This window comes from Dactylosporangium maewongense, from assembly GCF_039531485.1.
In the GTDB taxonomy this organism is placed as follows: domain Bacteria; phylum Actinomycetota; class Actinomycetes; order Mycobacteriales; family Micromonosporaceae; genus Dactylosporangium; species Dactylosporangium maewongense.
This window is the reverse complement of sequence record NZ_BAAAQD010000001.1, coordinates 1,148,545-1,161,040: the sequence shown is the minus strand read 5'-3', so window position 1 is coordinate 1,161,040 and position 12,496 is coordinate 1,148,545. Positions and strand designations below refer to the sequence as shown.

15 protein-coding genes are annotated in these 12,496 nt (G+C 73.7%); 8 read left to right on the top strand and 7 right to left on the bottom strand.

Annotated features, from left to right (window positions below; all coding sequences use genetic code 11):
* The first annotated feature begins 56 nt into the window (after positions 1–56).
* Positions 57–299 carry a DUF4229 domain-containing protein gene (locus ABD332_RS05270; protein ID WP_344500049.1) on the top strand — a complete coding sequence of 81 codons (243 nt, stop codon included), beginning with the start codon at positions 57–59 and terminating at the stop codon, positions 297–299.
* Positions 300–329: 30 nt separating this feature from the next.
* Here ABD332_RS05270 and ABD332_RS05265 read toward each other — a convergent pair whose 3' ends face one another.
* Entirely contained in the window at positions 330–1,250 is a 921-nt protein-coding gene (locus tag ABD332_RS05265) for a cation diffusion facilitator family transporter (RefSeq protein ID WP_344500047.1), read from the bottom strand.
* Positions 1,251–1,450: 200 nt separating this feature from the next.
* Between ABD332_RS05265 and ABD332_RS05260 the strand changes: the two genes are divergently transcribed.
* The 6 genes from ABD332_RS05260 (at position 1,451) to ABD332_RS05235 (ending at position 7,864) form a co-directional block, all read left to right on the top strand.
* A complete protein-coding gene (locus ABD332_RS05260) occupies positions 1,451–2,089 on the top strand; it encodes a copper resistance CopC family protein (RefSeq protein ID WP_344500045.1) in 639 nt (212 codons plus the stop codon).
* A 29-nt stretch (positions 2,090–2,118) separates the two neighbouring features.
* Positions 2,119–2,826, top strand: coding sequence for a YcnI family copper-binding membrane protein (locus ABD332_RS05255; RefSeq protein WP_344500043.1), 708 nt, complete (start codon positions 2,119–2,121; stop codon positions 2,824–2,826).
* Positions 2,827–2,830: 4 nt separating this feature from the next.
* Entirely contained in the window at positions 2,831–4,888 is a 2,058-nt protein-coding gene (locus tag ABD332_RS05250) for a bifunctional copper resistance protein CopD/cytochrome c oxidase assembly protein (protein ID WP_344500041.1), read from the top strand.
* 101 nt (positions 4,889–4,989) lie between these two features.
* The gene (locus tag ABD332_RS05245; RefSeq protein WP_344500732.1) at positions 4,990–5,634 is read left to right on the top strand and encodes a DsbA family protein; all 645 of its coding nucleotides are present in this window, start codon (positions 4,990–4,992) and stop codon (positions 5,632–5,634) included.
* Positions 5,634–6,197, top strand: a complete 564-nt coding sequence (locus ABD332_RS05240; RefSeq protein WP_344500039.1) for a vitamin K epoxide reductase family protein — start codon at positions 5,634–5,636, stop codon at positions 6,195–6,197. Before ABD332_RS05245 ends, ABD332_RS05240 begins: the two co-directional genes overlap by 1 nt.
* Positions 6,194–7,864, top strand: coding sequence for a copper resistance CopC/CopD family protein (locus ABD332_RS05235; protein WP_344500037.1), 1,671 nt, complete (start codon positions 6,194–6,196; stop codon positions 7,862–7,864). The genes ABD332_RS05240 and ABD332_RS05235 overlap by 4 nt, the downstream gene beginning before the upstream one ends.
* Before the next feature lie 155 nt (positions 7,865–8,019).
* Here the strand turns inward: ABD332_RS05235 and ABD332_RS05230 are convergent, their stop codons facing one another.
* Both ABD332_RS05230 and ABD332_RS05225 read right to left on the bottom strand, forming a co-directional pair.
* Complete coding sequence (locus ABD332_RS05230) at positions 8,020–8,838, bottom strand: cytochrome c biogenesis CcdA family protein (RefSeq protein ID WP_425552121.1); 819 nt, start codon at positions 8,836–8,838, stop codon at positions 8,020–8,022.
* Positions 8,839–8,915: 77 nt separating this feature from the next.
* Positions 8,916–9,425 (bottom strand): hypothetical protein, encoded by a 510-nt coding sequence (locus tag ABD332_RS05225; protein ID WP_344500035.1) that lies wholly within the window; start codon positions 9,423–9,425, stop codon positions 8,916–8,918.
* A gap of 147 nt (positions 9,426–9,572) precedes the next feature.
* Between ABD332_RS05225 and ABD332_RS05220 the strand changes: the two genes are divergently transcribed.
* The gene (locus ABD332_RS05220) at positions 9,573–9,959 is read left to right on the top strand and encodes a hypothetical protein (protein ID WP_344500034.1); all 387 of its coding nucleotides are present in this window, start codon (positions 9,573–9,575) and stop codon (positions 9,957–9,959) included.
* Positions 9,960–10,077: 118 nt separating this feature from the next.
* Here the strand turns inward: ABD332_RS05220 and ABD332_RS05215 are convergent, their stop codons facing one another.
* The 4 genes from ABD332_RS05215 to ABD332_RS05200 all read right to left on the bottom strand — a co-directional run bounded on the left by ABD332_RS05215 (position 10,078) and on the right by ABD332_RS05200 (position 12,444).
* Positions 10,078–10,455, bottom strand: coding sequence for a hypothetical protein (locus tag ABD332_RS05215; protein ID WP_344500032.1), 378 nt, complete (start codon positions 10,453–10,455; stop codon positions 10,078–10,080).
* A gap of 30 nt (positions 10,456–10,485) precedes the next feature.
* Entirely contained in the window at positions 10,486–11,574 is a 1,089-nt protein-coding gene (locus ABD332_RS05210; RefSeq protein WP_344500030.1) for a SulP family inorganic anion transporter, read from the bottom strand.
* The gene (locus tag ABD332_RS05205) at positions 11,571–11,966 is read right to left on the bottom strand and encodes a carbonic anhydrase (protein ID WP_344500028.1); all 396 of its coding nucleotides are present in this window, start codon (positions 11,964–11,966) and stop codon (positions 11,571–11,573) included. The genes ABD332_RS05210 and ABD332_RS05205 overlap by 4 nt, the downstream gene beginning before the upstream one ends.
* A 127-nt stretch (positions 11,967–12,093) precedes the next feature.
* Positions 12,094–12,444 carry a hypothetical protein gene (locus ABD332_RS05200; protein WP_344500026.1) on the bottom strand — a complete coding sequence of 117 codons (351 nt, stop codon included), beginning with the start codon at positions 12,442–12,444 and terminating at the stop codon, positions 12,094–12,096.
* Positions 12,445–12,496: the final 52 nt, after the last annotated feature.

Sequence of the window (12,496 nt, the reverse complement as noted above, 5' to 3'; positions counted from 1 at the left end):
GACCACCAGCTCGGGCCGATGGGCCGTACACGGTGGACCGGCGCTACAGTCGTCGGATGGGCTCCGTAGCAAAGCTGCTCGCCGCGCGACTCGTGCTGTTCGTCGCCGCGGCCGGCGTGATGTACATGCTGCCGATCGCCCTCGACCCGGCGTTCAAGCTCGCCATCGCGCTCGTCGTGAGCATGATCCTGTCGGCCTTCCTGCTCCGCCGCCTCCGCGCCGACGTGACCGCCGACGTGCAGGACCGCGTCCAGCGCAGGCAGGAGCGCAGGAGCGGCTCCGACCGGCCGGCCCGGTAGGCCTCGCGCAGCGACCCGGCACGCGCCCCGCTACGGATGGGTGGGGTGTTCGTGGCCGGCGTGGCCGGCCGGCTCCAGCTGGAACGTCGAGTGGTCCACGTCGAAGTGCCCGGCCACGCAGGCCTGCAGCGCGTCGAGCAGTTGTGGGGCGTGCCCGTCCTGGAAGCATTCGTCGCGGACGACGACGTGGGCGCTGAGCACCGGCAGGCCTGACGTGACGGCGTGGACGTGCAGGTCGTGCACGTCCAGGACGTGGTCGAGCCCGGTGACGTGGTCACGAATCTGGTCCAGGTCGATACCGGACGGTGTCGCTTCGAGGAGCACGTTGACCGCCTCGCGCAGCAGCCGGACCGCCCGCGGGGCGATGACGAGGCCGATGAGCACCGACACGATCGCGTCGGCACGGTTGAACCCGGTCGCCGCGATCACCCCCGCCGCGACGAGGACGCCAACTGAGGTGACGGCGTCGGTGGCGACCTCGAGGAACGCGCCGCGCATGTTGAGGCTGGCGTTGCGGGCCCGCCACAGCAGGGCGACGCCGACGAGGTTCCCGGCCAGGCCGATGAACCCGAACAGCGCCATGCCGCCCGGTTCGACGGTGGACGGCTCGACCAGCCGGCGGACGCCCTCGACGAACACGTAGACGCTCATCCCGGCGAGGACCAGGCCGTTGACGGCGGCGGCGAGGATCTCCGCGCGGGCCCACCCGAACGTGCGGCGGCCCGTCGCCGGGCGGGCCGCGAGCACCGTCGCACCGAGGGCCAGGGCCACCCCACCCGCGTCGGCGAGGACGTGCCCGGCGTCGGCGAACAGCGCGAGGCTGCCGGTGACCAGCGCACCGACGACCTCGACGGCGAAGATCGCCACCGAGACGGCGAGCGCCCCGGCGAGCGCGCCACGGTGCCGGCCGGTCGCCGTGACCTGGTGGTCGTGATCGTGTCCGTGGCCCATCACATCACTCTCCCGCGACACATGTTCACATGCGCATATTAATACGCGTGACCGACGACGCGTCAAGAGTCGGGTCTCTTCTACTATGTTGCTTCGTAGTTGCGATCCGAGAGCGATTGAGTTGCCCCACCCGGGAACTTTCACGTCCCGGCGAACGACTACGTGACGTAGGAGTCAGGTCAGGGGAAGGAACGGGTGCGGTGAGGTCAGACACGCGACGACGGATCCGGTGGCGGGCGGGCGCGGCGCTGACGGTGGTGGCCGTCGTCACGGCCCTCACCACCGCCTCGCCTGCCTGGGCGCACAACGCGTTGCGCGGCAGCACCCCGGCCGAGGGCGCCGGCCTGCCCACCAGCCCGGCGGCGATCACGATGACGTTCCGCGAGTCGCCGAACGCCGCCATGGCGCAGGTGGCGGTGGTCGACGCCGCCGGCGCCGACCTGGTCGCGGGAGCACCGACCGGTGCCGGGACCACCCTCACCCAGCCCTTGCGGGCGGCGACCGCGGCCGGTGCGGTCAGCGTCACGTACCGCGTCGTCTCCACCGACGGGCACCCCGTCCAAGGCAAGATCACCTTCACGGTGGCCGCCGCCCCGCCCGCCTCGCCGGCCGCCGGCAGTCCGTCCCCAGTGCCGGCCCAGACCAGCGCCGCCGCGCCGGCACCCACGACCGCCGCCGCCACGTCTCAAGCCGCCGCCGCGGCGGAGGAGCCGGTCCAGCCGTGGGGGGTCGCGTTCGTCGTCGGGCTGCTCGCCGGTCTCATCGCGATCGCCGCGGCCCTCGCCTTCTGGCCGCGGCGCCGACGCGCCGACCAGACCGGCGGACCGGACGCCACCTGACCACCGCCCCATCGGAGGAACGGACGTACATGCTCACCGTCATGTGGCAGCGCATCGCCGTCGCCGGCGCCGTCATCGCCGCGGTGCTCCTGGTGCCGGGGGTCGCCGCCGCGCACATCAGTGTCACCGCCGAGGACGCCGTCCCGGGCAGGACCGCCCGGCTGACGTTCCGGGTGCCGAACGAGAGCGACACCGCCAGCACCGTCAAACTCGAACTCGTCATGCCGGCCGCGACCCCGATCGCGTTCGTCGCGCTCAAGGCCGTCCCGGGCTGGACCGCCACCACCGAACGGGGGCCGCTGCCCGCACCGGTCGACACCCCGGACGGCCGGCTCACCGAGGCCGTCACGAAGGTGACCTGGACCGCGGCGGCCGGCGGCGGCATCAAACCCGGCTACTTCGAGGACTTCGAACTGTCCGCCGGCCCGCTGCCCGACGTCGGCACCATCGCGTTCAAGGCCCTGCAGACGTACTCCGACGGCGAGGTCTCCCGCTGGATCGAGGAACCAGCCGGCGGCCAGGAACCCGACGACCCGGCACCGGTCCTGCACCTGGCCCGCACCGCACCCGGCAGCGCCCCGCCGGCCGCAGTACCGGCCGCGGCGGGATCCTCGGGCACCGGTCCGCTCCCGGTCGTCCTGTCGGCGGCAGCGCTCGCGGTTGCTGTTGCGGCACTGGTACTGACCGTCGCCGGCGCCCGGCGGGCAGCACGTGACGCGAACCGGCGACCGGAGTGACCCGGTGGCGTTGAAGGAGGTCGCGCGGCGACGCGCGCCGGCCGCGGTGCCGATCGTGGCCGCAGCCATCGCGGCGGCGGGTGCGGTGTACGCCGGCGGGGGCGCCGACGCGACGGCGCTGCCGGGGCTGAGGGTGGCCGGCCCGGTGACCACATGGGGACTGCCGATCGCCAGAGTGCTGGCCGACGTGAGCGCGGCGGCGACGCTCGGGCTGCTGCTGGCCGCGGTGTGCCTCGCGCCGGTCGACCGTGAACGGACCGGGCGGGAGCGCCGGTCGTCGCTGTCCGCGGCGGGATTCCACGCGACCCGGCTGGCGTCCCTGGCCGCGGCCGGATGGCTGGTGGCGGTCGCCGCGCTCGCCGTGTTCACCGTGTCGGACCTGCTCGCCGCACCGGCCGCCGACGTCGTGCGCGGACGGGCGGCGGTGAGCTTCCTGCTCGACCTCGTGCAGGGCCGGGCGATGCTGGTGAGCGCGGCCGCAGCGGCGGTGATCGCGGTCGTCGCCCGGCTCGCCTTCGCCGTGCGCACGGTCGTGCCCCTGGCCGCGGTGGCCGTGGTGGGGCTCGCCGCGCCGGCGTTCGCCGGGCACGCGGCCTCGTCGGGCAACCATCAGCTCGCCGTGTCGTCGCTGGTGCTGCACAGCGTCGCCGCGGCCGCCTGGCTCGGCGGGCTGACCGCGCTACTGCTCCTCCGCCTTCGCGGCGCCGCCGACCGGCACCGGGCGGTGCGCCGGTTCTCCGTCCTCGCCACCTGGTGCCTGCCGATCGTGGTCGCCGCCGGGTCGATGAATGCCCTGACCCGACTGCAGCACCCGGCCGAGCTGTGGAGCAGCCCGTACGGACGGCTCATCGCCATCAAGATCGGCGCTGTCGCCGTCGTCGTGTGCCTCGCCGCGTGGCACCGGCGGGTCAGCATCCCGGCCCTGGCCGGCGGCCGGCCCGGGGCGTTCCGGCGGATCGCCGTCGTCGAGGTGGCCGTCCTCGCCGCGGCGTTCGGGCTCGCGGTGGCCCTGTCCCGGACGCCTCCGCCGGCCGCCGGCAGCGGCGAGGAGACCCTCGCCCAGAGCCTGCTGGGCTTCCCCATGCCCGGCCCGGTGTCGGTCGGCCGGCTGCTGACGCAATGGCTCGTCGAGCCCCTCGCGCTGACGGTCGCGCTGGCCGCCGTCGGTGCCTACGCCGCGGGCTGGTGGCGGCTGCGGCGGCGGGGCGTCGCCTGGCCGGCCCACCGCCTCGTCGTGTGGACCGCCGGCTGGGTGGTCGTGGTCCTCGCCACCAGCTCCGGGCTGGCCCGCTATGCGCCGGTGCTGTTCAGCGCGCACATGGCGGTGCACATGGCGTTGAGCATGCTCGCGCCCATCCTGCTCGTCCTCGGCGCGCCCGTGAGCCTGGCGCTGCGCGCCCTGCGCCCCAGCCGCGAGACCACCTGGCCCGGACCCCGGGAGTGGCTCACCGCCGCCCTGCACAGCCGCCCCGCCGCGCTGCTCGGCCATCCGCTCGTCGCGCTCGCGGTCTACGTCGGCAGCCTGTACGGGCTGTACTTCACCGGCCTGTTCGAGCTCGCGCTGCGCTCCCACGCCGCGCACCTGGCCATGCAGGCGCACTTCCTCGCCGCCGGCTACCTCTTCTTCCACACCCTGATCGGGGTCGACCCGGGCCGTCGTCCCGCACCGTTCCCGCTGCGCATGGTGCTGCTGTTCGCCGCGATGGCCCTGCACGCCATCTTCGGGCTCGCGGTCCAGCAGTCCACGACCGTGCTCGCCGCCGACTGGTACACCGCTCTCGCCCGCCCCTGGGGCCCGTCGCCGCTGCAGGACCAGCGACTCGGAGGCGGCATCGCCTGGTCGTTCGGCGAGCTTCCCAGCGCCGCCGTCGCGCTCGTGCTCCTCACGCAGTGGTGGCGCACCGACCAGCGCGAGGCGCGACGCGTCGACCGGGCCATCGACCGGGCCGACGCCGCCGGCGAGGACCACGCCCTCGCCGCCTACAACCGCCAGCTGGCCGACTGGGCCGCCGAGGCACGACGTACCGACGACGCCACCGACGAGGGAGCCACCCGCCGATGACCAAGAAGGCCAAGCCCCGCACCTCCGCGTTCAACGCACCGGCCCGACGCGCCGGCCCGACCCGGCGGCCGGCCCGCGGGTGGTGGCAGAACGGCAACCTGATGCTGACCGTCACCCTCGTGGTCGCCGCCGTGATCGCCGTCGGCGCGTTCCTCGTCGTCGACGGCACCGGCAGCGAAGCCGAGCCGGTCACCGGCGCGGCCGACCCACGGCTGGTCCGTGCGGACAGCCACCGCCTCGACGTCGCCGCCGACGGAAAGGTCACCCTGGTGGAGTTCCTGGACTTCGAGTGCGAGTCCTGCGGCGCCGCCTACCCGTCGGTCGAGCGGCTCCGCAAGGAGTACACCGGGAAGATCACCTACGTGGTGCGGTACTTCCCGCTGCCCAACCACACCAACGCCCAGAACGCCGCCCAGGCGGCGCAGGCCGCGGCGCAGCAGGACAAGTTCGAGGCCATGTACACCAAGCTGTTCGACACCCAGAAGGAGTGGGGCGAGGCGCGGACCTCGCACGCGGACACGTTCGCCGGCTACGCCGAGCAGCTCGGCCTCGACATGACCCGCTACCGCGCCGACGTCACCGCACCGGCCACGGTCGAGCGCGTCAACCGCGACAAGGCCGACGGCACCGACCTCGGCGTCCAGGGCACCCCGACGTTCTTCCTCAACGGCAAGCGGCTGCAGGTCTCCCCCACGTACGCCAACCTGAAGAAGGCCGTCGACGACGCCCTCGCGGCCGGCGGCTGATGCCGGTCCACGCCCGCAGGCTCGGGTGGCTGCTCACTGTCGCCGGCGCGCTCGGGCTGGCCGCCGCGTTCGTGCTCACCGTCGAGAAGATCCGGCTGCTGCAGGACCCGGCGTACCGGCCGACGTGCAGCATCAACCCGATCCTGTCGTGCGGCTCGATCATGGGCAGCGACCAGGCCGAGGTCTTCGGGTTCCCCAACCCCCTGCTCGGCCTGGTCGGGTTCACCGTGGTCGTCACCACCGGCGTCGCCGTCCTCGCCGGTGCCGTCCTGCCCCGCTGGTGGTGGCTCGGGCTGCAGGCGGGCGCCGTCTTCGGCGTGGTCTTCGTGCACTGGCTGTTCGTGCAGAGCGTGTACCGCATCGGCGCCCTGTGCCCGTACTGCATGGCCGTGTGGGTCGTGACGATCGCCGTCTTCTGGTACGTGACGCTGCACAACCTCGGCGGACGGCCGATCGTGGCCGCGGTCGCGCGGTTCCACAGCACGATCCTCACCGCCTGGCTCCTGGTCCTGGTCGCGTTGATCGGCGTGGAGTTCTGGGACTTCTGGAGGACCTTGCGATGAGCTGGCGGACACTGCTCGCCGCGGTGACGCTCGGCGGGCTCACCGTCCTCGCGCTGCCGGCCGGACCGGCGAGTGCGCACGCGACGCTGGTCGGCTCGAACCCGACGGCGGACGTCGTCGTCGACGCGCTGCCCGGCGAGGTCGTCGTCACGTTCACCGAGCCCGTCCGGCCCGTCGCCGACAAGGTCAGGGTCATCGCGCCGGACGGCGGGCGCCTGGACACCGGCAAAGTCACGGCCCGCGGCGCCGACCTCGTCATCCCGCTGCGCGGCAACGGACCGCGAGGCACCTACCTGGTCAGCTACCGGGTCATCTCCGCGGACAACCACCCGATCAGCGGCGGCTTCGCCTTCTCCTACGGCGAGGTCACCGCCACCCCGACCGACGACGCGGGCGCCGACGTCCAGACCGACCCCCTGGTGAAGCACACCATGTCGGCCGCGCGGTGGATCGGCTTCCTGGGACTGATCCTGCTGGTCGGGCCGGCCCTCGTCCTCCTCACCCTGTGGCCGGCCCGGCTGCCCACCACCGGCCCGGTCCGCCTCGCGCTCGCCGGTGCCGGTCTGGTCGCGGTCAGCGCCCTGCTGGAGCTGTACCTGCAGATCCCGTACACCTCCGGCGGCGACCTCCTCGACGCAACCACCGACGGCGCAGGCGACGTGCTCGGCAGCACCTACGGCGCCGCCCACCTGATCCGTCTCGCCGCCGTCGCCGCGGCCGTGCTGCTCCTTCGGCCGGTCGCCGGCCTGCGCGCCGGAAGGCTCGACCAGGCGCTGCTGATCGGGCTCAGCGTCGTCGGCGCCGCCACCTGGCCGCTGTCAGGGCACCCGAGCGCCTCCCCGGTCCCCGCGCTCACCGTCGTCGCCGACGCCGCGCACCTCGCCGCGATGGCCGTCTGGGTCGGTGGCCTGGTCATGCTGTTCGGGTTCCTGCTCCGCCACGCCGACCACCGCGAGCTGGGCGTCATCATGCCGGTCTGGTCCGGCTGGGCGCTGCTCGCCGTCACCGTCCTCGTCCTGGCGGGCACCGCCCAGGCTCTCGTCGAGATCGGCACCCTCGGCGCGCTCACCGGCACCCTGTACGGGCGGCTGGTCATCGTCAAGGTCTGCCTGTTCGCCGTCATCCTCGCGGCCGCCGCGTACGCACGGAGCGTCACCAACCGCAACTACCCGGCCGCCACCGACGACGCCGACGAGGAAGTGGCCGGCGCCACGGTACGCAGGCGGCTGCGGATCGGGGTCCTCGTCGAGATCGGCGTCGTCGTGCTCGTCCTCGGCGTGACCTCCGTGCTGGTGCAGACGACCCCGGCGCGCAGCGTCGAGGCCGCCGCGGGCCGACCCGGCCGGCCGGTCGAGGTCAGGGTCAGCAGCAACCTGTTCCAGGTCGTCGTCGACGTCTCGCCGGCCAGGACCGGGATCAACACCGTCCACCTGTACGCCCGCAAACCCGACGGCAGCGCGCCGCTCAAGGTCGTGGAGTGGAAGGCGACGGTCGCACTGCCGTCGAAGGAGGTCGAACCGATCACTGTGCCGCTCGTGGCCCTCACCCCGGACCACGCCAGCGGACAGATCGCGTTCCCCACCGCCGGCACCTGGGACATGCGCGTCACCGTCCGCGTCGACGACATCAACCAGGCGACGGTCACCGCCAGAATCCCGGTCGGCTAGACCCTCTCGACCTACTACTAGTCTCGATAGTAGTATTCATCGCGAGCCGGGGACCTTGGTGTGGTCGCTGTCAACCCGGCTTGACGCGGCGCGCGTTCCGCCTCGCTCAGGGGCTCGCGCCGCGTGGCAGCGATCCCGCCGCGCCGGACGTTCTCTCAGATGCCGATCACTCCGGGCCCGACGGTCACCCGCAGCCAGATGATGAACTCGGTCCACGCGCCGGTCAGCAGCGCGAGACCGACCACCATCAGCATCACGCCGCCCGCCACGTTGATGGCGCGGCGGTAGGGGCGGGTCGCGGTGATGAAGGCCAGCCCGCGCCGCATGCCGACCGCGACGGCGAGGAACGGCAGGCCGAGCCCGGCGCAGTACGCCGCGGCGAGCAGCAGCCCCCGGCCGACCGTCGCGTCCACCGCGGCCAGCGACAGCACCGCGCCGAGGGTCGGGCTCACGCACGGCACCCAGCCCAGCCCGAACGTCGCCCCGAGGATCGGCGCACCGGCCAGCCCGGCGCGGGGAAGGAACCGGAGCCGGCGCTCGCTGGGCACCCGGGGCAGCAGGCCGGCGAACGCCAGTCCCAGCGCGACGGTCAGCGCCCCCGCGACGACCTCGACCGTCCGGGCGTGCTGCCACAGCAGGCGACCGGCCTGCGCGAACGTCACCCCGGTCAGCAGGAACACGACGGTGAACCCCGCGACGAACAGGCACGCACCGGCGAGCATCCGTCCACGCCCGGCCGCCGGCGCGACGGCCACCGCGCCGCCTGCCGCATTCCCGGACGCCGTACTCCCGGATGCCACGGGTCGCGGCCCCGGCAGCGTGGTGGCGGCGAGGCCCGTGACGTAGGACAGGTAGCCGGGCACGAGCGGCAGCACGCACGGCGACAGGAAGCTCACCACACCCGCCAGCAGCGCTACGGCCATTCCCGCCAGCAGGGGGCCGCCCGCGGCGACCCCTGCGAAGAAGTCCCCCACCGGCGCTCCTCGATCAGACGCGAGCCACCACGGTACCAACGACTCCTATCCACCGTAGTAGGAGGGTGTTTCCGGGCTCATTCCGGCGCCGGGGAGCCGTCGGGCGGGCCGCCGTCGGCACCCAGCAGCCCGGCGAACTGGCGGACCAGGTCCGCGCCGGTCATGCCCGCCGCCGCGAACTCGTGCACCTCGCCGTCGGCCATGCCGACGGACACCCGCACCCGCCCCCCTTCCTCGGTGCTGCGCGCCCACTGGATGCCCTCCAGCGGCAGGTCCGGTGCTGTCACACCGTCACGGATCGCCCGTCCGGCCCGCACGGACAGGACCCAGCCGGCGACGGCCGCGGCCACGGCGAACACCGCGAGGGCGCCCGCGGCCGCGAAGAGCACCTCGCCGGCCCGGGCATTGACGGCGGCGCCGACGCCCATGCCGGTCATCGCGAGGGCCAGGGCGCCGAACGCGGACCCGCCCGCCCAGCGCAGCAGCGCCTGCCGGCGGGCGGCGCGGGCGACCACGTGCACACCGCCGTCGGTGAACCACAGCGTCGCCGTCGTCCCGTCCGCCACCTCGACCCCGCGCAGTTGCATGCCGCCACGGTACGCGCCCCGTCACCGCCGCCCGATCCGGCCACGGCGGTGGCACGATTCGGGGATTCGTTACTACTAGCCCGCCTAGTACTGTCCTTCTCAGCAACACGGACGACAACGACACAGCCAATTGGAAGGAACACCGCGATGAGCGAGTACGGCGAGTTCGAGACCGGTTACGAGTCCGGCGACGTCGAGCAGCTGCACACCGAGGCCGGCAGCGAGCAGGACTACCAGTCGGACTTCGGCGTCTACAGCCAGGACAGCGCGTCGGCCGAGTCCACGGACTTCGAGACCGGCAAGCACGTCGAGTACGTCGGCGCGGACGGCTCCCGCTTCGAGTCCACCGACTACACCAGCTACAGCCACGACGAGGCCGAGACCAACAGCGTCTTCGCCGCCGAGGGCAGCGAGCAGTCGTCGTCCTCCGAGTACGCGAGCATCGACGCGCTGCGCGCCCAGTTCCAGTCCGCCTTCGCCGAGGGCACCCAGATCTCCGACGGCGGGCACGGCCCCTCCATCGCCGGACACTGACCCCTCTACGACCCCCGACGGGGTCGAGCGGTCCGCGCGCAGGTGCCAGCGGGGCGTGTCAGCCGCCATCAGGCGGAGGACACGCCCTTGCGCGTGCGGAAGCCACGCATCGCGGCCGCTACGGCCCGGAGGCCGACGGTGGGTCGTGTCCGCCGGCGAGCAGCAGGACCGGCGTCGGCGCGGTGCTGTTGTGCCGGTCGGCCCAGGTGCTCAGGGCGGACTGGCAGGCGTGGTCGACGTGCCGCAGGCCGCGCAGGTCCAGTTGCACGGCCCAGTGCGCCGGCAGGCCCGACAGCGCGGTGAGGATGACGGGCAACCGCAGGAACGTGGCGTTGCCGACCAGCCTGACGTGGATCGGGCCCTGACCGGAGTCGGTGACGTGCACGCGGACGTGCGACGTCTCCCAGGCCGACTTCGCGACCGCGAGACCGATCCCGATCAGGACACCCTGGAACATGTCGATGAGCAGGATGGCGCCGGCGGTCCCGGCCAGCACCAGCGCCTCGCCCCGGTGCTCACGCCACAGCTACGGCAGGACCTTGACCGGCAGCAGCTTGAACCCGGCGTGGATCAGCACGCCCGCCAGCGCCGGCAGCGGAATGAGCGCGAGCACGGCCGGCAGCGCCGCGACGAACACCAGCAGCCAGACCCCGTGCAGCACCCGGGACGCCTTGGTCCGCGCGCCGGCCTGGACGTTCGCCGCGCTGCGCACGATCACCGCCGTCATGGGCAGCGAGCCGAGCACACCGCAGACGCTGTTGCCGACGCCCTGCGCGATGAGCTCCTTGTCGAACGCGGTCCGCGACCCGTGGTGCATCCGGTCGACGGCGGACGCGCTGAACAGGCTCTCCGCCGAGGCGACGAGCGCGAACGCGACGGCCGTGCCGAGCACACCCACGTCCGCCAGCTGCCGGAGCTGCCCGATCGACGGCTGCAGCACGCTGAGCAGCCCGCCGACGTCCACGGTCGCCAGCGGCAGGTCCAGCGCCGCCGTCGCGGCGGACGCGGCCGTCACCGCGACCAGCGTGCCGGGCACCAGGCGCGCCGGGCCGGGCAGCTGCGCCCACCGCACGGCGATCACGATGGTGCCCAGTCCGACCGCGACGGCGGTCAGCGCCGTGCTCGAGGTGCCGGCCTGCACGGCCAGCCGGACCAGCCCGGCCAGCTTGTCGATGCCGCTCGACGGTGCCGTGGCGCCGGCGAGGACGTAGAGCTGCGCGGCGATGAGCAGCAGTCCGATGCCGGTCAGCATGCCCTGCACGACCGCGACGGAGATGGCCTGGAACCAGCGGCCGAACCGCAACGCGCCCAGCCCGATCTGCAGCAGCCCGGCGACCAGCACGATCGGCCCGAGGGCGGCGACGCCGTACGTGCCGACGGCCTCGGCGACGAGCACGGTGAGGCCGGCCGCGGGTCCGCTGACCTGCAGGCTGCTGCCGGGCAGCGCCCCGGCGACCAGTCCCCCGACGACGCCGGTCACCAGTCCGAGCTCGGCCGGCACGCCGGACGCCACGGCGACCCCGGCGCACAAGGGCAGCGCGACGAGGAACACCACGATCGAGGCCGGCAGGTCGGTGCGGGCGACCCGCATCGCCCGGCGCACGGGCGTGGTCACAGCGGCCGGAACGCGTCGGAGCCGGGCCGGGCGGCGAGCACCTGGCCGGTGTCGACCGCGTACACCCAGGCGTGCAGCCTGAGGCGGCCGGTGGCCAGTCGGCGCGCGACGCCCGGGTGGCTCTGGAGGTGGTCGAGCTGGGTGAGCACGTGCCGCTGCGCCGCCGCAGCCAGGTCCACAGCCAGATCCGCAGCCGGGTCCACAGCCAGATCCGCGGCCAGGTCCTCGGCCAGGTCCTCGGCCGCCGTCGCGAGGTCCGCGGTGTGGCCGAGCCAGCGCCGGACCATCGGCATCGTGTCGGTCCGCGCGGCGTCGGCCAGCCGGGCGAAGCGGTGCGACTGGCGCTTGACGGTCTCGGGGAAGGCACGTGCGTGGTCGATGAAGGTCTGCATGATCGTCCAGGTTCGGTAGCGGTGTGAGTGACGTGGCTGCGCCTCACGCCGCCGCACATGCCGGCGCGCGTCGCTCAGAACGGGTCGGAGGACGCGTGGTCTCGTGCGGCGGGCAGAGGTGGGTCGCTCAGCACCGCAGGATCTGCAGGAGGGCCTGTATCCGGCCCGCGATGTACCGGCGGCCGGCGGCTGCCCGCGGCGCTGCGGGCACGGCTGCCACGCAGCGACTCTGGATGACGTCACCGACGACGCCGACCCGGCGCTCCGCCAGGGGCTGGCTCCGCATGGGTCTGGCGACCTGGTCGCGGTCGATCCCCGTGCAGTCGGCGGGACGCTCCACGACCGGCAACTGCTGGTTGCCGGCCGCCGCGTGTACGCCGGAGACGGCGCCGACCGGATGGTGCACCGCGCCGAGGTGCAGCAACAGCGCGCACACGACCATTGCCACGGCCGACACGACCTTGCGCTGCACATCCACCTCTCGTCGGCTCCGCCGGCGGGATCAGTCGGGTGGATCAACACGGCCGGCT

Coding starts and splice junctions, on each gene's coding strand:
- ABD332_RS05270 (WP_344500049.1), top strand. CDS start 57: ATGGGCTCCGTAGCAAAGCTGCTCGCCGCGCGACTCGTGCTGTTCGTC.
- ABD332_RS05265 (WP_344500047.1), bottom strand. CDS start 1,250: ATGGGCCACGGACACGATCACGACCACCAGGTCACGGCGACCGGCCGG.
- ABD332_RS05255 (WP_344500043.1), top strand. CDS start 2,119: ATGCTCACCGTCATGTGGCAGCGCATCGCCGTCGCCGGCGCCGTCATC.
- ABD332_RS05245 (WP_344500732.1), top strand. CDS start 4,990: ATGCTGACCGTCACCCTCGTGGTCGCCGCCGTGATCGCCGTCGGCGCG.
- ABD332_RS05240 (WP_344500039.1), top strand. CDS start 5,634: ATGCCGGTCCACGCCCGCAGGCTCGGGTGGCTGCTCACTGTCGCCGGC.
- ABD332_RS05235 (WP_344500037.1), top strand. CDS start 6,194: ATGAGCTGGCGGACACTGCTCGCCGCGGTGACGCTCGGCGGGCTCACC.
- ABD332_RS05225 (WP_344500035.1), bottom strand. CDS start 9,425: ATGCAACTGCGCGGGGTCGAGGTGGCGGACGGGACGACGGCGACGCTG.
- ABD332_RS05220 (WP_344500034.1), top strand. CDS start 9,573: ATGAGCGAGTACGGCGAGTTCGAGACCGGTTACGAGTCCGGCGACGTC.
- ABD332_RS05205 (WP_344500028.1), bottom strand. CDS start 11,966: ATGCAGACCTTCATCGACCACGCACGTGCCTTCCCCGAGACCGTCAAG.